Source organism: Sphingomonas sp. Leaf37, from assembly GCF_920939475.1.
In the GTDB taxonomy this organism is placed as follows: Bacteria; Pseudomonadota; Alphaproteobacteria; order Sphingomonadales; family Sphingomonadaceae; genus Sphingomonas.
In genome coordinates this window covers 369,068-385,797 of record NZ_CAKLAX010000001.1, presented here as the reverse complement: position 1 = coordinate 385,797, position 16,730 = coordinate 369,068, and the positions used below count along the sequence as shown (strand labels likewise).

Genomic DNA, 16,730 nt, shown 5'->3' with positions numbered 1-16,730 from the left:
GCTCATAGAGGCGGCTTTCCCAGACCGCGGCACCTCTTGACCAAGGCCCCCGATGCATACCGAAACGCTCCCTCGATCCGCGCTGCTGCGAAACGACCCCGCCTTGATCGACGCGTTGCGCGATATCTGGGTGCTGCTGGAGTCGACGATCGTCGAGGAGACCCGCGCCTTCTGCCATCATTCGATGGCGCGGATGCTGTACCGCAGCGATGCGCCGGTAGCATCGCCGCTGCACGAACGCGAACTGGCCTACACCCGGCGCAAGTTCATCGGGCCGTTCGATGCATCGCTGGATGCGGAGATGGTCGAACGGGGCAGCAACTTCGTTGCGAACGGCGGTGACGACAATGACTATATCGATGGACTGATGGAGAATTACCGCTCGCGCGACACCCTGCTGCGCACAGTGCTGATCCATGATCCGCTGCGCTATGCTGCGTCGACCAACGCACTGTACCGGCTCGCCGCGATCGATATCCGGGCGTTTTCCGCCGGTGCCGCCGCGCATCGCGCACGTCGCGACACCGTCGTCCGGCAGAATCTGGCGGACACCATGGCCGAGGTGACGCGGATCGTCGTCTCGATCGGCACGATCAGCAGCCAGACCAACCTGCTCGCGCTCAACGCCACCATCGAAGCGGCACGCGCCAACGAACACGGACGCGGCTTTTCCGTCGTGGCGCAGGAGATGAAGCGCCTTGCCCAGGCGACACGCGCCGCCACGCAACAGGCGACGGCGTTACTCGGCGCAGCCTAAAGCGCGTCGAAATCGATCGCGACGTGCCGGTCGAGCGTCTGCGGCGCTTCCGGCATCGGATATTTCAGCCCGGTCGCGCAATTGAACAGCACCACCCGCTCGTCCTCGTCGACCTCGCCGGTCTTCAGCGCCTCGCGATAGGCGGCAAGCGTCGCGCCGCCCTCGGGACACAGCAGCAGGCCGTCGCGCTTCGCCGCATCCTCGACCGCCTTCAGGATCGCGGGGTCACCGACGCCCAGCGCCTTTCCGCCACTCTCCCGCACCGCCCGCAGGATCAGGAAATCGCCGACCGCCCTTGGCACGCGAATGCCGGCCGCGACGGTATGTGCATCCTCCCACCGCTCGGCATGCTCGACACCCGCCTCGAACGCGCGGACGATCGGCGCGCACCCGCTCGCCTGCACCGCATACATCCGCGGTCTTTTCGATCCGATCCAGCCGAGCCGCTCCAGCTCGTCGAACGCCTTCCACATCCCGATCAGACCGGTGCCGCCGCCGGTCGGATAGAAGATCGCATCGGGCAGGTCCCAACCGAACTGCGCGGCCAGCTCCAGCCCCATCGTCTTCTTGCCCTCGATCCGATAGGGCTCCTTCAACGTCGAGAAGTCGAACCAGCGCCCCTCCGCGGCCCCCTTCCCCACGATCGCGCCGCAATCGTCGATCAGGCCGTTGACCCGCCATACCCGCGCGCCCTGCATCGCGATCTCGCGGACGTTCACCTCGGGCGTGTCTTCCGGGCAGAAGACGATCGTCTCGATCCCCACCCGCGTCGCATAGGCCGCCAGCGCAGCGCCCGCATTGCCGTTGGTCGGCATGGCGATCCGGGTCACGCCCAGTTCCTTCGCCATCGCCACCGCCATCACCAGCCCGCGCGCCTTGAAGCTGCCCGTCGGCAACCGCCCCTCGTCCTTCACCAGCACGTTGGGGTTGCCCGCCGCTTTGGGAATCGGGATCAGCGGCGTCTCGATCTCGCCCAGACTGACGACATTTCCGGTATGCCGAACGGGCAGCAACTCCCGCCACCGCCACATATCGGTGTCCCGCGCGCCGAGCGCATCGCGCGACACCGCCGCCTTCACGCCCTCCAGATCGTAGCGCACCAACAACGGCCGCCCGGCGCGCGACAGGCCATGCAGCCGGTCCGCGTCATAGCGCTCGCCGGTCAGCGAGCATTCCAGATGCGTGACGAAGGTCGGACGATCGGTGGTCAGATTGGCGTTCATGGGGCTCTTTCGACATCCTCCCCGATAACGGGGAGGATTGCACATCAGTCCGGCTTGCGGGCGACGCCGACCAGCGCCGGGCGCAGCAAGCGGTCCTTGATCATATAGCCCGCCTGCATCTCCTGCACGATCGTGCCGGGGGCTTCATCGCTCGGCACTTCCATCATCGCCTGATGCTTGTTCGGGTCGAGCATCGCGCCCATCGCCTCGACCTTGGTGATGCCATTGCGTGCGAACACGCTGTCCAGTTCGCGGCCCGTCGCTTCCAGACCTGTCACCAGCCCCTTCAGCCGTTCGTCACCGCGCAATTCTGCCGGAATTGCCGAGAGACCACGCGACAGATTGTCCGCCACTGACAGGATGTCGCGTGCGAACGATGTCGTCGAATAGGCCCGCGCGTCCGCGACTTCCTTTTCGGTGCGGCGGCGCACGTTCTGGATTTCGGCCTGCGCATACAGCGTCTGCTGCTTCGCCTCGGCCAGCTGGTTCTCCAGCTCCGCCACCCGGTCATGCTCCGCCACTTCGGGAGCCGCCTCGGCAGTTTCCTGGCGCAGCGCCTCCGCGTCCATCTTCGTCTCTTCGGTCATTCGATTCCCTGTAGGTTCAGCCCATCAAACGGGCGAGCGTTGCCGCCGTGAAATCCACCATGGGCACGACGCGGGCATAGTTCAACCGCGTCGGGCCGATCACACCCACCACGCCGACGACCCTGCCACCCGCGCCGCGAAACGGCCGCGCGATCACGGAAGATCCTGACAACGCGAACAATTTGTTCTCCGCACCGATGAAGATGCGGGTCGCATCGCCGGCACTCGCGCTATCGAGCAGGTTGGCGATTTCCTGCTTCCCCTCCAGATCGTCGAGCAGGTCGCGGACCCGGTCGAGGTCCGCCGCCGCCGCCGCATCGATCAGCCGGCTCTGCCCGCGCACGATGAACACCGGCCGCCTCGCGCCATCCTCGCTCCATACCGCCAGCCCGCGCTCCACCAGAGTTCGCGCCGCAACGTCCAGCTCGGCGCGCTCCTCGACCAGCTGCCGCTCGATCCGCGCGCGGGCCTCGGCCAGCGTCAGCCCGCCCAGCGTCGCGGTCATGTAATTGCCCGCCTCGATCAGCGCCGACTGAGTCATCCCCGCTGGCAATTGGATCACGCGATTCTCGACACTGCCGTCCTCGCTGACCAGCACCGCCATCGCCTGATCGGGCGACAGCCCGACGAAGCCGATCGACCGCAACGCCAGTTCGCGCTTCGGCACCATCACCAGCCCCGCGCACGCCGACAGGCCGGACAGCGCCGCGGTCGTCGCCGCCAGCGCCTCCTCGACCGGCCCGTGATAGCCGACCCGCGATTCGATCGTCGCGCGCTCTTCGGCGGAGGGCTCCAGCGCCTGCATCATCCCGTCGACGAACAGCCGCAGCCCCCGCTCGGTCGGTATCCGCCCGGCGCTGGTATGCGGGCTGGCGAGCAGCCCCAGCTCCTCCAGTTCCTGCATCACGCCGCGGATCGACGCCGGCGACAGGTTGAGGCCGGAGGCGACCGCGATCGTCTTCGACCCCACCGGCACGCCGGTTGCGACATAGCCGTCCACCACCGCGCGAAAGATATCGCGCGCCCGGTCGGTCAGTTCGGTGACGGGCGGTCCCATGCGTCTTTATCTAGGACGCCGCGGATCGCCGATAAAGGCCGCGATCGGCAGTGCGGTGGGCGCAGACCGCAACGCCTCGCGCATTTCCTGCGGGCCGCAGCCGTAATAGACGTTGAGGTGCTGGCTACCGCCGCTCAGTTCGCTCCACACCACATCCACGCTCGGCATGTCGGTCGGCGCGTTGCCGCAATTGGGCGTACCCGGCTGGTACAGCATCTCGTTTTCGCGCGGGCGATACGGCGCCAGCCTGGCGGCAAAGGTATGATAGGCCGCGGGTGTCGCCTGAAATTCCTTGATCCCGGTGACGGCGGTGAAGCGCTTGCCCTCGAACGTGCCCTTGCCATTCGGCGCGATCGTCACCGCGTAGACCGGGCAGGTGCCAAAGCACGGTGCGGTTTCGTAGCGTATCGTCTCGCTCTCGATCGCCACCGGTCGCCCGTTGCCCGAATTCGACGCATCGACCACCACACACCCCGATACGACGCCACCCGACAGGATAACGCCCAATCCTGCGATCATCGTTCTGCGCATGTCATGTCCCCTTTGCTCACCACTGGCGCAGCCATCCTGCCCCGTCTAGGGAATTGCCCATTGGACCTTGAGGAGAGTTGAATGCGCCCCAGCGGCCGCGCCCCCGATCAGATGCGTGCCATCACGATCGAGCCGAACTTCACCCGCCACGCCGAGGGATCGGTGCTGGTCGGCTTCGGCGATACCAAGGTGCTCGTCACCGCCAGCATCGAGGAGCGCGTGCCGCCGTTCCTGCGCGGCAAGGGCGAAGGCTGGGTCACCGCCGAATACGGCATGCTCCCGCGCGCCACCCACACCCGCGGCAATCGCGAAGCCGCCAAGGGCAAGCAGTCGGGCCGCACGCAGGAAATCCAGCGCCTGATCGGCCGCTCGCTGCGTTCGGTGGTCGACATGAAGCTGCTCGGCGAGCGCCAGATCGTCCTCGACTGCGACGTCATCCAGGCGGACGGCGGCACCCGCACCGCATCCATCTCCGGCGCCTGGGTCGCGCTGCGCCTCGCCGTCACCAAGCTGATGGCCGACGGCAAGCTGACGGTCGATCCGATCCTGCAAAAGGTCGCTGCGGTCAGCTGCGGCATCTATCAGGGCACGCCGGTCCTCGACCTCGACTATATCGAGGATTCGGGCGCGGACGCGGACGGCAATTTCGTCCTGCTCGAAAACGGCAACATCGCCGAGGCGCAGGCGACCGCCGAACACGCGACCTATGACGAAGAGGCGCTGCTCCGCCTGCTCCGCCTCGCCCGCATCGGTTGCGCCGACATCTTCGCCGCCCAAGAGCGCGCCGTACGATGAGCGGCGAAGGCAGGGACCCGCAGGCGATCCGCAAGCTTGCCCCAGGCAAGCTCGTCATTGCCAGTCACAATGCCGGCAAGGTCCGCGAAATCGCCGAGCTGCTCGGCCCGTACGGGATCGAGCCGATCTCGGCCGGCGAACTCGACTTGCCCGAGCCCGAGGAGACCGGCACCACCTTCGTCGCCAATGCCGAGCTGAAGGCGTTGCAGGCCGCCGACCTGTCCGGCCTGCCGGCGCTCGCCGACGACAGCGGCCTGTGCGTCGACGCTTTGGGCGGTGATCCGGGCATCTTCTCGGCGCGCTGGGCCGGCGAATCGAAGGATTTCGGCCACGCCATGCGCCTCGTCGAGGATCGCCTGAACGAAGAACCCGACCTGCCCCGCTCGGCGCATTTCGTCTGCGCGCTGGCGCTCGCCTGGCCCGACGGCCACGTCGAATGGTTCGAAGGCCGCGTCGACGGCACCTTGGTCTGGCCTCCGCGCGGGAAGGCAGGCTTCGGCTACGACGCCATGTTCCTGCCCGTCGGCGCCACCGAAACCTTCGGCGAGATGGACCCCGCCGCCAAACACGCCGTCAGCCACCGCGCCAACGCGTTCCGACAACTGGTCTCCGCGGTTCTCTGACTGCATCCCGTGTTCCTGCGAACGCAGGAGCACGGGACGTGGCGACGATCAGCATGGCCCACGCCTGCCTTCACCGTCGCAAGCGCGAAACAGAGAATTAGAACGCGCGCTGGCCCATCACATTCCCCGGCGGCGCATAGCGGCACACCAGATAATCGTCCGTCGCGTTACCTGCGATCGCGCACCCGACCTGCGTCGTCCCGCGCCATACGATCTGCGTGTAATGCCCCACGTCCTCCCACCGCCCGGTGCGGCTGAACTGCGGCGTCGGCAGGTTCAAGAAATCCTTCCGCTCCGCCACCCAATGGCCGATCATCTCGTCGAAACGATACGCCCCGCGCGTACCGGTCCACAGGTTCTCGCCCTGTCGCCCCGCCCCCATCGGCTGCACCGCATGTTCGAACCGCCCGGTCCGCGCCATCGTCTCGGCATAGGCGCGCGCCGAAGCCGCCAGCGGCTCGCTCCACGCGACCGGCGCCACGCCGACATCGCCGCGCGCACGATTGTGCCCGGCCAGCATCACCCGTTGCAGCAACACCGATCCGCGCGGCGCGGAGGCGGCGCTGGTCCTTGGTTCGACGACACGCTCGGGCCGTTCAGGCGCCTGAGCACAAGCGGCGAGCAACACGGCGGCGATCCACGAGTGGCGTTTCAGCATGATCCCCGCCATATCGGCAGCATCATGACCCCCGACAAGACGCCGCTCGCGCTTTACGTCCACTGGCCGTTCTGCGTCTCGAAATGCCCCTATTGCGACTTCAACAGCCACGTCCGCGATGTGGTGGACCAGCGGGCGTGGCGCGACGCGCTGCTTGCCGACCTCGCCTACGAGGCGCAGGCGCTGCCCGGCCGCACGCTGGGGTCGATCTTCTTCGGCGGCGGCACGCCCTCGCTGATGCCGCCCGCCACCGTCGCCGCGATCATCGACGCCGCCCGGACGATCTGGACCCCCGCCGAGAATATCGAAATCACGCTGGAGGCGAACCCCTCGTCGGTCGAGGCCGCGCGCTTCGCCGATCTCGCCGCCGCCGGCGTGAACCGCGTCTCGCTCGGCCTGCAATCGCTCGACAATGCCGCGCTCAAGTTCCTCGACCGCGCCCACGATGTTAACGAAGGCCTCGGTGCGCTGGACACCGCGCAGCGCCATTTCGAACGCGTCAGCTTCGACCTGATCTACGCGCTTCCCGACCAAAGCCTTGCCGCCTGGCAGGCGGAGCTCGCACGCGCGCTGTCGTTCGGCACCGAGCATCTGTCGCTGTACCAGTTGACGATCGAACCGGGCACACGCTTCGCCACCGAAGCCGCCAAGGGCCGCCTGACCATCCCCGACGGCGACACCGCCGCCGACCTGTTCGAAGCGACCCGCGCGATGACCGCCGCGGCCGGCCTGCCCGCTTACGAAACTTCGAACCACGCAAAAGCCGGCGCGGAGAGCCGCCACAACCTCACCTATTGGCGCTATGGCGATTACGCCGGAGTCGGCCCCGGCGCGCACGGCCGCCGCGACGGCGTGGCGACGCAGCGCCGCAAGAAGCCCGAGAATTGGCTGTCCGCCGTCGCCCGCAACGGCCACGGCACGGAAGTCGAGACCTCCCTCGCCCCCCACGACCGCGCCACCGAATCCCTGCTGATGGGCCTCCGCCTGCGCGAGGGCGTCGATCTGACGCACGTTGCCCGACTGGCCGGCGGCGCCGCGCCGATCGTCTGGCCGGCAGTCGCGCGGCTGGAGGCGCAGGGCTTCATCGTCCACGAACCGGACCGCCTGCGCGTTACCGAAGCCGGCGCTCTGTTGTTGGACGCCATCCTGCCGCTGGTCGTGGGCGACGCGTCGGCGTTGGCTTAACGAAGGTTTGGGTCACGCAAAGGCGCGAAGAGGGTTAGCGTCGCATAACGCCTGCCCCGACCTTTTCCTACCTCGTCATCCCGACGAAAGTCGGGACCCATGGAAGCGCGGCGGCGGTGTTGGCCCGTAAACTTCATGCCGGGCGAGGCCATGGGTCCCGACTTTCGTCGGGATGACGAAGGGAGAGAGCGCAATGGACCTGTGCGCAGCACCCCCATTCCTCTCTTCGCGCCTTCGCGTCTTCGCGTGCACAAACTCTTTTATGCCTTTACGCGCTGATCCGATCGAGTGTCGCAGGCCTACGCCCACCCAGCTGTTCTTCTCTCCGCGCCAAGTAATCTTTTGACTTCTAACGCCCGAACCCAGCCGGAGCCGGCGATACCGTCACCGTCGTCCCACCCTGGATTTCCTGCACCTCCAGCGCCCGCTCCGCGATCCCGTCGCGGCCGAAACGGAACGCGCCGTCGATCCCGGCGAATCCGTCGCTGTCGCGCAGCTTTCCTTCCGGAAAAGCCCGCCCTACCGGCCAGTCGCGCGAGATGCGCACCGTCAACAGCACCGCATCATAGCCCAGGCTCGACAGGCGATACGGCGCCGCGCCGTATCGCGTCCGATATTTGGTCGCATATTGCCGGTACAGCCCATCCGCGACGCTGGCGAACCACGCCCCGTTCAGCGCCGCCTTGCCCGCCGCCGCCGCTTCAGAATTCCACAATTCGGTACCGAGGATGCGCGTCGCGCCACCGCCGCCACGCTTGACCAGCGGCGCCGCTACCGCTGCGCTGGTGCTCGCATCCGCCACCAGCACCGCGCCATACGGCCCCTTCGCGTTGAGTCGCGCCACCGCACCGGCGATGCCGCCCGCTACCCGGCCATAGGTCTGCAACGACGCGACCTCGCCGCCCGCGCCCTCGACCGATCGCAGGAACGCGGTCGACGCCCGCTCGCCGTACAGGCCGTTGGGGATCAGCCCGGCAAAGCTCGTCACGCCGCGGCTGCGCGCATATTGCACCACCCGGTCGATCGACTGCGCCGGCGCATAGCCCATCAGATACGTGCCGTTGCCCGCCACCGACACGTCGTTGGAAAAGCTCAGCACCGGCACCCCGGCCGCCCTGGCGATCGGCGCGACCGCGCGCACGTCCTCGGACAACAGCGGCCCCAGGATCAACTGCGCGCCCTCGGCGATCGCGCGTTGCGCCGCCGCAGCGGCGCCGGTCGCGGTGTCGTAATTGGTGATCCGCACCTTGTCGGTGCCGGTGTCGAGCACCGCCAGCATCGTCGCATTGGCGATCGAGCGGCCCACGCCCGCGTTACTGCCCGACAGCGGCACCAGCAGCGCCACCCGGTTGCGCTGCGTATCGCGCGGCAGGCCCGCCTGCACGTCGTCGGGCCGCTCCACCGGCGCGCGCACCGGCCGGTCGGGCGCGGCGACGGGGCCGCGCGGCACCACCGTCGAACACGCCGCGAGCAGCCCCGCTCCCAAGATCGCCACCCAGCGTCCGAGGCCGCGCGTACGCACCTGTCCAAATGTTGCTGCCTCTGCCATGACGTCCCCTGTGGCCATATCCGAAAATCCTCTCGAACCCGGGCTGTACATCGTCGCGACGCCCATCGGCAATCTTGCTGACCTAAGTCCCCGCGCCGCCGACATCCTGTCCCGCGCCGATGTGATCGCAGTGGAGGACAGCCGCATCACCGCCGGTCTGCTTCGCCACATCGGCACCCGACGCCCGATGATCCCCTATCACGATCATAACGCAGAGGGGATGCGCCCCGGCCTCATCGCCCGCATGACCACCGAAGCCATCGCGCTCGTGTCGGACGCCGGCACGCCGCTGATCTCCGATCCCGGCTACAAGCTGGTCCGCGATGCCCGCGCCGCCGGGCGTACGGTGGTGACGATCCCCGGCCCCTGCGCCGCGGTCGCCGCGCTCACGCTCGCTGGCCTGCCGACCGACCGTTTCCTGTTTTGCGGGTTTCTGCCCAGCAAGGCCAAGGCGCGTGCCGACGCAATCGCCGAAATCGCCGCCATCCGCGCCACCCTCGTCCTGTACGAATCCGGTCCGCGCCTGTCCGTCTGCCTCTCCGCGCTTGCCGACGGCCTCGGCGACCGCGACGCGGCCGTGACGCGCGAGATCACCAAACGCTACGAAGAGGCAGTCACCGGCACCCTCACGCACCTCGCCGCCCGCTACGCCGACGCTCCGCCAAAGGGTGAGATCGTCATCGTCGTCGCCCCCCCCGGCGAAGCACCACCTCCCGACGCCGCCGACGCCGAAGCCGCGCTGGCCGAAGCCCTAACCCGGCTGCCGGTCGCAAAGGCCGCTGGCGAAGTGGCGAGGGCCTTCGGCCTCGATCGCAAGGAACTCTACGCCCGCGCGCTGGCCATGAAAGGCAGCTGACCACCTTCCACACCGATCGCGAGCCGCCACCGGGCACCGGGTCCATTCGCTCCGTCCTGCACGCGGCGCGTAGGGTACGCCGTTTCCACGACCATGCTCCTTCTCGTCGCTGCAACATTCGGCAACGATCGACCGCCATCGTTGCTCGTCGAAGCTGCCAACTTCGCAGCGAACAACGCAGCATTGCTTGCTCGAACCAAATCGCTGCGCCACCCTGCGGCGATGTCGACCAGACGCACTCCCTCTCCCGCGCGCCAGGCTGCCGAAGCCACCGGTCGCCGCGGCGAGCGCCTTGCCGGCTGGTGGCTGCGACTGAAAGGCTGGACCATCCTCGACCGCCGCGTCCGCACCCCGGCAGGCGAAGTCGACCTCGTTGCCCGGCGCGGCAAGCTCATCGCCTTCGTCGAGGTCAAAACCCGCCGCACCGCCGCCGAACTGGACTTCGCCATTGACGAACGGCGGCTCGCCCGGGTCGCGGCGGCGGCGGAGGTGCTGATGGCGCGCTATGCCGGGCCGGGCGACGACATCCGCGTCGACGTCATCCTGCTCGCGCCCGGCACCCGCCCCCGCCACATCGAGAATGCGTGGACAGGATGACATTCGGTCGAGCGCACCCTAACTGCCGGCTCGAACAACCGATCGGAGTGCGTCCATGCCCCTCACCGTCGCCGTCCAGATGGACCCGCTCGACAGCATCGCTATCGCCGGCGATTCAACGTTCGCCCTGATGCTCTCGGCACAGGCGCGCGGCCACAGCCTGTTCCACTATACCGCCGAAGACCTAAACTACGCGGACGGTCGCGTCTGGGCCAAGGCACATCCGGTCACCGTGCAGCGGGTCGAAGGTGACCATTTCCGGTTCGAGGCGCCCGTCAGCCTCGACCTGGGCGAACAGGCCGACGTGGTGCTGATGCGACAGGACCCGCCCTTCGACCTCGGCTACATCACCGCGACGCATCTGCTCGAACGGATCGCGGATCGCACACTGGTCGTGAATAACCCGCGCAGCGTCCGCAACGCGCCCGAAAAGGTGTTCGTTCTCGACTATGCCCGATTCATGCCACCGACGCTCATAACCCGCAGCCTCGACGAAGCCCGCGCCTTCCTCGCCCGGCACGGCGAGATCGTGGTCAAGCCGCTGCACGGCAATGGCGGCAAGGCAATCTTCCGCGTCGGCAGCGATGGCGCGAACCTGTCCGCGCTGATCGAGGTGTTCAACCAGACGTGGCGCGAACCACATATGGTGCAGGCGTTCCTCCCCGCCGTCGCGCAGGGCGACAAGCGCATCGTACTGGTCGATGGCGAGGTCGTCGGCGCGATCAACCGCCTGCCAGGCGAAGGCGAGATCCGCTCTAATCTGGCGGTCGGCGGGTCGGCGGTGAAGACCGGGCTGACCGAGAAGGAGCGCGAGATTTGCGCCGTACTCGGGCCGGAGCTGAAGCGCCGCGGGCTGCTGTTCGTCGGCATCGACGTGATCGGCGGCGAGTGGCTCACAGAAATCAACGTCACCTCTCCCACCGGCATCGTCGCGATCGAGCGGTTCGACGGCACCGATGTCGCCGGCTTGATCTGGAACGCGATCGAGCGTCAGGCGCCCGTGAACGGAACGGGGCTGACGGAACGGGGCTGACGTTCCCGCCGTTAGCCGTCCGACATGACCGAATTCATCCTCAACGGGATCGCCTGGGGCGGCTATTTCGGCATTTTCCTGCTGATGGCGCTGGAAAACATCGTGCCGCCGATCCCGTCGGAGGTGATCATGGGCCTGGGCGGGATGGCGGTCGCGCGCGGTGACATGGCGATCGTTCCGCTGGTTCTGTGGGGAACCGCGGGGACGACGGCGGGCAATTACTTCTGGTATCATATCGGCCGCCACATCGGTTACGAGCGCTTCCGCCCGTTCGTCGATCGTCATGGTCGCTGGCTGACGCTGGAATGGGAGGATGTCGAACGACTGCACCGGTTCTTCGTGCATCACGGCGGGTGGGTGGTGTTCGTGTTCCGCTTCATGCCGACGTTTCGCACGATCATCTCGCTGCCAGCCGGCATCACCTGCATGCCGCTCTGGCGCTTTCTCGTCTGGACCTTCGCCGGCAGCCTGATCTGGAACAGCATCCTTGCCGCTGCCGGCCTCTATCTCGGTTCGCGTTTTCAGGAGCTGGATCGCTACGTCGGGCCGGTTGCGATCGCGCTCACCGTGCTGATGATCGGCGGCTATCTCTGGCGTGTCGCGACATGGAAGCCCCGCCAGCGGTAGGCTTGCTTCGCCTTATGCCCGCGGATGCGCGTTGCGATAGACGTCCATCAGATGCGCTGCGTCGACCGCGGTATAGATCTGCGTCGAACTGAGGCTCGCATGCCCCAGCAATTCCTGTAGCGCCCGCAGGTCGGCACCTCGCCCCAGCAGGTGCGTCGCGAAGCTGTGACGCAGCGCATGCGGTGTCGTCCGGACGCCCAGCCCCAGTCGCGACCGGGCGCCCCGCACAGCCTTGCGAATGATCCCCGGCGACAGCGGCCCTCCTTTCGCTCCGCGAAACAGCGGAGCGCCCGCTTCCAGTGCCCACGGCACCTGCTCCACATAGCTCTCGATCGCGGCACGCACCTGTGGAAGCAGCGGTATGACCCGTGTCTTGTCGCGCTTGCCCGTCACCATCATCGTGTCGCCCAGCGGCAGGATCCGCGCCGGCAGAGCGATCGCCTCGCCGATACGCAACCCCGCACCGTAGAGCAGCAGCAGCACCGCCCAGTCGCGTGCGCCGATCCACGGTTCGGCGGCATCGTCCGCCACCGCGTCGGCGAGCGCCAGCGCCTCGTCCGGCGAGATCGGCCGCGGCATCCCCGTCTTGACCGCTGGACTGCGCAACCGCGGTGGCTCCGCCCCCGGCGCGGCGAATGCCAGAAATCCCCGGACCGCCGACAGTTCGCGTGCAGCGGAGGCATTGCCTAGCCCCTCGCCCCGCCGCGCCGCCAGAAATGCGCGCAGATCGGCCGGCGTGACTTGCGCCAGCCTTGCCGCATCGACCCGCTCGCCGAGATGCACCTGCAGGAACGCGGTCAGTCGCTCGGCGGTCGCCTGATAGGCTCGCACGGTATGGGCCGATCGCCGTCGGTCGCGCGCCAGATGAGCCGCCCATCGCATCGACAGCGGCCGAGTGGGATCGTTCGTCACGACATCATTATGGGCTCTGTCAGGCGCAGCGGGAAGAACATATTAACCGCTATCTTGCATCAGGTTAGCCATGACGCATCCGGTAACGTCTTCCTCAGGGCCCGTGTACGACGAAGCGAGCCGTCTTGCCGCCCTGCATGCACTGGCCCTGCTCGACAGTGAGCCCGAAAGGGAGTTCGACGCCCTCGTCGCGCTTGCCGCCGAGTTACTAGGCTGTCCCACCGCACTGCTCACCTTCATCGATCGCGACCGCCTGTGGATCAAGGCGAGCACGACGCAGGGCGAGCGCGAACTCGACCGCGATATCGCCTTTTGCGATCACACGATCCGGCAGACCACTCCGATGGTTATCGACGATCTTCGCGATGACGCCCGCTTCCACGACAACCCGCTGGTGATCGATGCGGGCATGCGCTTCTACGCGGGCACCGCCATCCATGTCGCCGATGGCGAAGGCGTGCGCCAGCCGATCGGCACCCTGTGCGTGCTCGACGAGAGCCCTCGCTCGTTGAACGCGGCCGGTCATGCCGCCCTCGGGCATCTTGCCAGCCTTGCCGAGGCGCTGATCGCCGCCCGCCGTACGGCGATGGAGGCGATCCGGATCGCGACCACTGGTGAAGAACTCGTGGGCAGGCTCGCCAGCAAGGACCGCATCTTCCGCCAGGCGGAACGGATCGCAATGATCGGGTCCTGGCGCCTGTCGCTGGCGGATTCGTCGATCGAATGGTCGGACAACGTCTATCGCATCCATGGCCTGCCGGTCGGGCAGAAACCCGCGCTGGCCGACGCGCTCGAATTCTACTTGCCCCGTGATCGTGCCGAGATCGCGGCCAAGCTCGCGCAGTCGATGGAGACGGGCGCTCCGTTCGACTTCGAATCCGACTTCATCACGGCGAAAGGCGAGCGCCGCCGCGTCCGTTCGGCGGGGGAGACGGAATGGACAGACGGCACGCCGACGGCGATGGTCGGCGTGTTCCAGGACATCACCCATCGTCACGACCTCGAAACGCAGCTTCGCCGGTCTGCGGATACGGATGCGCTGACCGGAATCGCCAACCGCGCCGCCTTCGATCGCGAACTCGACACCGCGATGCAGCGCGCCCGCCGCGCCGGCACGCCGCTCTTGCTTGCGTTGATCGACCTCGACGGCTTCAAGTCCATCAACGACTCCCTCGGTCATGGCGCCGGCGACGACGTGTTGCGATTGACAGGAACGGCGCTGACCCAGCCGTGGCTACGCGACTGTTTCGCCGCGCAGATCGGCGGCGACGAATTCGCCCTTATCGTCACCGACCCACAATTAATCGACCACGCCGACCGTTTGCGCCTCGACATCGAATCCGCGCTCCGGGTCTCGGTCGAGGCAAACGGCATCACCATGACCAGCGCCGGATCGGTCGGCATGGCCAGCTTCGATGACGATTGCCATTCGCTACGCGACTTCGCCCGTCGGGCCGACGCCGTCCTCTACGCCGCCAAGCGGGCCCGCGTCGGGCTCCGCCGGTCGACGACGGCAAAGGCGGCTTAGCGCTTCACGTCGACTCGGCCAGCCCCCATATATGGCCCATGTCGTCGCGTGCCCGTGTCCTCGTCCTCAACTCCGCGCTCGGCCCGCTCGACTATCGGGTGCCGACCGGCATGCAGGTCGAGCCGGGATCGATCGTCATCGCACCGCTCGGCCCGCGCCAGTTGCTCGGCGTGGTGTGGGAGCCGGAGCGGCTGCCCTCCGACGCCGAAGTCGGCGACAACCGCTTGCGCCCGTTGCTGGGGGTGGTCGATGTGCCGCCGCTCGCGGCGCCGTTGCGCCGGCTGGTGGAGTGGACCGCCGCCTATTATCTCGCCCCGCCCGCGGCGGTGGTTCGGATGGCGCTCGCTTCGACCTCCGCGCTGGAGGGCGCCCGCACCGTCACCGAATATCGCGTCACCGGCCATGTGCCGCCGCGCCTGACGCCGCAGCGCGAACAGGCGCTGGGGCGGATCGGCGATCGGCAGGGCCTGATCCGTGAACTCGCGACGATCGCCGACGTCAGCGATGCGGTGATCCGCGGGCTGGTGAAGACGGGCGCGATCGAAGCCGTCGAGGTCGACATCGACAGCCCCTTCCCTCATCCCGATCCAGCTTTCGGCCCGCCGACGCTGGCCGGCGAGCAGCAGGCGGCGGCGGACACGCTGGTCGCCAACGTCGCGACCCACGCGTTTGCCCCGACGTTGCTCGATGGCGTCACCGGGTCGGGCAAGACCGAGGTGTATTTCGAGGCGGTGGCGGAGGCGATCCGGTGCGGCCGCCAGACGCTCGTCCTGCTGCCGGAGATCGCGCTGACCGAACCGTTCCTGAAGCGCTTCCACGACCGCTTCGGTTGCGAGCCCGTTGCCTGGCATTCCGGGCTGCGCTCGACGCAGCGCCGCCGCGCGTGGCGGGCGATCGCGAGCGGCGAGGCGCTGGTGACGGTGGGGGCGCGATCGGCGCTGTTCCTCCCCTACCGCAACCTCGGCCTGATCGTCGTCGACGAGGCGCACGAGACGAGCTTCAAGCAGGAGGAGGGCGTACATTATCACGCCCGCGACGTGGCGGTGATGCGCGGTAAGTTCGAATCCTGTCCGGTGATCCTCGCCAGCGCCACCCCCGCCATCGAGACGCGTCAGCAGGTGGCGTTGGGCCGCTACGAGGAACTGAAGCTCCCCGGTCGGTACGGCCCGGCGGAGATGCCGACGATCGAGCCGATCGACCTGATCCAGCACCCCCCGGAGCGGGGTCGCTGGATCGCGCCGAAGCTGGTGACGGCGCTGAAGGAAACGCTGGCCAAGGGCGAACAGTCGCTGCTGTTCCTCAACCGCCGCGGCTATGCCCCGCTGACCCTGTGCCGGACCTGCGGGCATCGCTTTCAATGCCCCAATTGCACAGCCTGGATGGTCGAGCACCGGCTGACGCGCCGGCTCGCCTGCCACCATTGCGGACACGTCATGCCGACGCCTCGCGCCTGTCCCGAGTGCAAGGAAGAGGACAGCCTGGTCGCCTGCGGTCCCGGTGTCGAACGGATCGCCGACGAGGTGACGGCATTATTCCCCGAGGCGAAGACCGCGGTCGTCACCAGCGACACCATCTGGTCGCCGGCCAAGGCAGCGGAATTCGTCGGCCGGATGGAGGCGGGCGACATCGACATCGTCGTCGGCACGCAATTGGTCACCAAGGGTTATCATTTCCCCAACCTGACGTTGGTCGGCGTGATCGACGCCGATCTCGGGCTGGAGGGCGGCGACCTCCGCGCCGCCGAGCGCACCTTCCAGCAGATCCGGCAGGTGTCGGGACGGGCCGGGCGCGGGGCCAAGCCGGGGCATGTCTTCATCCAGACGCACAGCCCCAAGGCGCAGGTGATGCAGGCGCTGATCACCGGCGATGCCGACGCCTTCTACGAGGCGGAAACCGAAGCCCGCCGCGACGCCGGCGCCCCGCCGTTCGGCCGCTACGCTGCGATCGTCGTATCGTCGGAGGAACAGGCCTGCGCCAACGAGATTGCGCGGCTGGTCGCACGCAGCGCGCCGCAGGTTGACGGCATGGCGGTCTACGGCCCCGCCCCCGCCCCGCTGGCGATGCTGCGCGGCCGGCACCGCTATCGCCTGCTGATCCATGCCCGCCGTGCGCTCGACGTGCAGGATGTCATCCGCGACTGGTTGGGAGCGCTCGACTGGCCGGCGAAAGCACGCGTGACCGTAGACGTCGATCCGTATAACTTCCTGTGATG

At 67.8% G+C, this 16,730-nt stretch carries 17 protein-coding genes; 10 read left to right on the top strand and 7 right to left on the bottom strand.

Features of this window, described 5'->3' with window-relative positions; genetic code table 11:
* Nucleotides 1-103 precede the first annotated feature (103 nt).
* Entirely contained in the window at nucleotides 104-757 is a 654-nt protein-coding gene (locus LRA87_RS18430; protein ID WP_230628650.1) for a methyl-accepting chemotaxis protein, read from the top strand.
* On the opposite strand, the gene LRA87_RS01570 is transcribed toward LRA87_RS18430, so the two are convergent.
* From LRA87_RS01570 to LRA87_RS01555, 4 genes are read right to left on the bottom strand one after another with little or no spacing between them, the layout of a single operon-like run.
* The gene (locus LRA87_RS01570) at nucleotides 754-1,980 is read right to left on the bottom strand and encodes a threonine synthase (RefSeq protein ID WP_230628649.1); all 1,227 of its coding nucleotides are present in this window, start codon (nucleotides 1,978-1,980) and stop codon (nucleotides 754-756) included. The two genes, LRA87_RS18430 and LRA87_RS01570, sit on opposite strands and share 4 nt — an antisense overlap.
* 44 nt (nucleotides 1,981-2,024) lie before the next feature.
* Nucleotides 2,025-2,567, bottom strand: coding sequence for a nucleotide exchange factor GrpE (gene grpE / locus LRA87_RS01565; protein ID WP_230628648.1), 543 nt, complete (start codon nucleotides 2,565-2,567; stop codon nucleotides 2,025-2,027).
* 16 nt (nucleotides 2,568-2,583) lie between these two features.
* Nucleotides 2,584-3,624 carry a heat-inducible transcriptional repressor HrcA gene (gene hrcA, locus LRA87_RS01560; protein WP_230628647.1) on the bottom strand — a complete coding sequence of 347 codons (1,041 nt, stop codon included), beginning with the start codon at nucleotides 3,622-3,624 and terminating at the stop codon, nucleotides 2,584-2,586.
* A gap of 6 nt (nucleotides 3,625-3,630) precedes the next feature.
* A complete protein-coding gene (locus LRA87_RS01555) occupies nucleotides 3,631-4,155 on the bottom strand; it encodes a DUF6438 domain-containing protein (protein ID WP_230628646.1) in 525 nt (174 codons plus the stop codon).
* 81 nt (nucleotides 4,156-4,236) lie between these two features.
* On the opposite strand from LRA87_RS01555, the gene rph reads away from it, so the two are divergent.
* Together rph and rdgB are read left to right on the top strand one after the other, a co-directional pair.
* Nucleotides 4,237-4,950: a ribonuclease PH gene (gene rph / locus LRA87_RS01550; RefSeq protein WP_230628645.1), complete on the top strand. Its 714-nt coding sequence runs from the start codon at nucleotides 4,237-4,239 to the stop codon at nucleotides 4,948-4,950.
* Nucleotides 4,947-5,573 carry an RdgB/HAM1 family non-canonical purine NTP pyrophosphatase gene (gene rdgB / locus LRA87_RS01545; RefSeq protein WP_230628644.1) on the top strand — a complete coding sequence of 209 codons (627 nt, stop codon included), beginning with the start codon at nucleotides 4,947-4,949 and terminating at the stop codon, nucleotides 5,571-5,573. The genes rph and rdgB overlap by 4 nt, the downstream gene beginning before the upstream one ends.
* A gap of 97 nt (nucleotides 5,574-5,670) precedes the next feature.
* Here rdgB and LRA87_RS01540 read toward each other — a convergent pair whose 3' ends face one another.
* A complete protein-coding gene (locus LRA87_RS01540; RefSeq protein WP_230628643.1) occupies nucleotides 5,671-6,231 on the bottom strand; it encodes a CAP domain-containing protein in 561 nt (186 codons plus the stop codon).
* Nucleotides 6,232-6,255: 24 nt separating this feature from the next.
* Here LRA87_RS01540 and hemW point away from each other — a divergent pair, with 24 nt between their 5' ends.
* Complete coding sequence (hemW, locus tag LRA87_RS01535; protein ID WP_230628642.1) at nucleotides 6,256-7,416, top strand: radical SAM family heme chaperone HemW; 1,161 nt, start codon at nucleotides 6,256-6,258, stop codon at nucleotides 7,414-7,416.
* A gap of 349 nt (nucleotides 7,417-7,765) precedes the next feature.
* Here hemW and LRA87_RS01530 read toward each other — a convergent pair whose 3' ends face one another.
* Nucleotides 7,766-8,965 (bottom strand): penicillin-binding protein activator, encoded by a 1,200-nt coding sequence (locus LRA87_RS01530; protein ID WP_230628641.1) that lies wholly within the window; start codon nucleotides 8,963-8,965, stop codon nucleotides 7,766-7,768.
* On the opposite strand from LRA87_RS01530, the gene rsmI reads away from it, so the two are divergent.
* The 4 genes from rsmI (at nucleotide 8,964) to LRA87_RS01510 (ending at nucleotide 12,078) form a co-directional block, all read left to right on the top strand.
* Nucleotides 8,964-9,821 (top strand): 16S rRNA (cytidine(1402)-2'-O)-methyltransferase, encoded by an 858-nt coding sequence (gene rsmI / locus LRA87_RS01525; RefSeq protein WP_230628640.1) that lies wholly within the window; start codon nucleotides 8,964-8,966, stop codon nucleotides 9,819-9,821. The two genes, LRA87_RS01530 and rsmI, sit on opposite strands and share 2 nt — an antisense overlap.
* A gap of 222 nt (nucleotides 9,822-10,043) precedes the next feature.
* Nucleotides 10,044-10,418, top strand: a complete 375-nt coding sequence (locus LRA87_RS01520; protein ID WP_230629769.1) for a YraN family protein — start codon at nucleotides 10,044-10,046, stop codon at nucleotides 10,416-10,418.
* A 55-nt stretch (nucleotides 10,419-10,473) separates the two neighbouring features.
* On the top strand, nucleotides 10,474-11,451 hold the full coding sequence (gene gshB, locus LRA87_RS01515) for a glutathione synthase (RefSeq protein WP_230628639.1): 978 nt from the start codon (nucleotides 10,474-10,476) through the stop codon (nucleotides 11,449-11,451).
* Between the two features lie 24 nt (nucleotides 11,452-11,475).
* On the top strand, nucleotides 11,476-12,078 hold the full coding sequence (locus LRA87_RS01510) for a DedA family protein (protein WP_230628638.1): 603 nt from the start codon (nucleotides 11,476-11,478) through the stop codon (nucleotides 12,076-12,078).
* A 12-nt stretch (nucleotides 12,079-12,090) separates the two neighbouring features.
* Here LRA87_RS01510 and LRA87_RS01505 read toward each other — a convergent pair whose 3' ends face one another.
* A complete protein-coding gene (locus tag LRA87_RS01505; protein ID WP_230629767.1) occupies nucleotides 12,091-12,960 on the bottom strand; it encodes a tyrosine recombinase XerC in 870 nt (289 codons plus the stop codon).
* Between the two features lie 133 nt (nucleotides 12,961-13,093).
* Between LRA87_RS01505 and LRA87_RS01500 the strand changes: the two genes are divergently transcribed.
* On the top strand, nucleotides 13,094-14,518 hold the full coding sequence (locus LRA87_RS01500; protein ID WP_230628637.1) for a sensor domain-containing diguanylate cyclase: 1,425 nt from the start codon (nucleotides 13,094-13,096) through the stop codon (nucleotides 14,516-14,518).
* Nucleotides 14,519-14,556: 38 nt separating this feature from the next.
* Nucleotides 14,557-16,728 carry a primosomal protein N' gene (locus LRA87_RS01495; protein ID WP_230628636.1) on the top strand — a complete coding sequence of 724 codons (2,172 nt, stop codon included), beginning with the start codon at nucleotides 14,557-14,559 and terminating at the stop codon, nucleotides 16,726-16,728.
* Nucleotides 16,729-16,730: the final 2 nt, after the last annotated feature.

Bases quoted from the DNA above. Each gene is read 5' to 3' on its own strand.
- LRA87_RS01570 (WP_230628649.1), bottom strand. From the start codon at position 1,980: ATGAACGCCAATCTGACCACCGATCGTCCGACCTTCGTCACGCATCTG.
- grpE (WP_230628648.1), bottom strand. From the start codon at position 2,567: ATGACCGAAGAGACGAAGATGGACGCGGAGGCGCTGCGCCAGGAAACT.
- hrcA (WP_230628647.1), bottom strand. From the start codon at position 3,624: ATGGGACCGCCCGTCACCGAACTGACCGACCGGGCGCGCGATATCTTT.
- LRA87_RS01555 (WP_230628646.1), bottom strand. From the start codon at position 4,155: ATGCGCAGAACGATGATCGCAGGATTGGGCGTTATCCTGTCGGGTGGC.
- rph (WP_230628645.1), top strand. From the start codon at position 4,237: ATGCGCCCCAGCGGCCGCGCCCCCGATCAGATGCGTGCCATCACGATC.
- rdgB (WP_230628644.1), top strand. From the start codon at position 4,947: ATGAGCGGCGAAGGCAGGGACCCGCAGGCGATCCGCAAGCTTGCCCCA.
- LRA87_RS01540 (WP_230628643.1), bottom strand. From the start codon at position 6,231: ATGCTGAAACGCCACTCGTGGATCGCCGCCGTGTTGCTCGCCGCTTGT.
- hemW (WP_230628642.1), top strand. From the start codon at position 6,256: ATGACCCCCGACAAGACGCCGCTCGCGCTTTACGTCCACTGGCCGTTC.
- rsmI (WP_230628640.1), top strand. From the start codon at position 8,964: ATGACGTCCCCTGTGGCCATATCCGAAAATCCTCTCGAACCCGGGCTG.
- LRA87_RS01530 (WP_230628641.1), bottom strand. From the start codon at position 8,965: ATGGCAGAGGCAGCAACATTTGGACAGGTGCGTACGCGCGGCCTCGGA.
- LRA87_RS01520 (WP_230629769.1), top strand. From the start codon at position 10,044: ATGTCGACCAGACGCACTCCCTCTCCCGCGCGCCAGGCTGCCGAAGCC.
- gshB (WP_230628639.1), top strand. From the start codon at position 10,474: ATGCCCCTCACCGTCGCCGTCCAGATGGACCCGCTCGACAGCATCGCT.
- LRA87_RS01510 (WP_230628638.1), top strand. From the start codon at position 11,476: ATGACCGAATTCATCCTCAACGGGATCGCCTGGGGCGGCTATTTCGGC.
- LRA87_RS01505 (WP_230629767.1), bottom strand. From the start codon at position 12,960: ATGCGATGGGCGGCTCATCTGGCGCGCGACCGACGGCGATCGGCCCAT.
- LRA87_RS01495 (WP_230628636.1), top strand. From the start codon at position 14,557: ATGTCGTCGCGTGCCCGTGTCCTCGTCCTCAACTCCGCGCTCGGCCCG.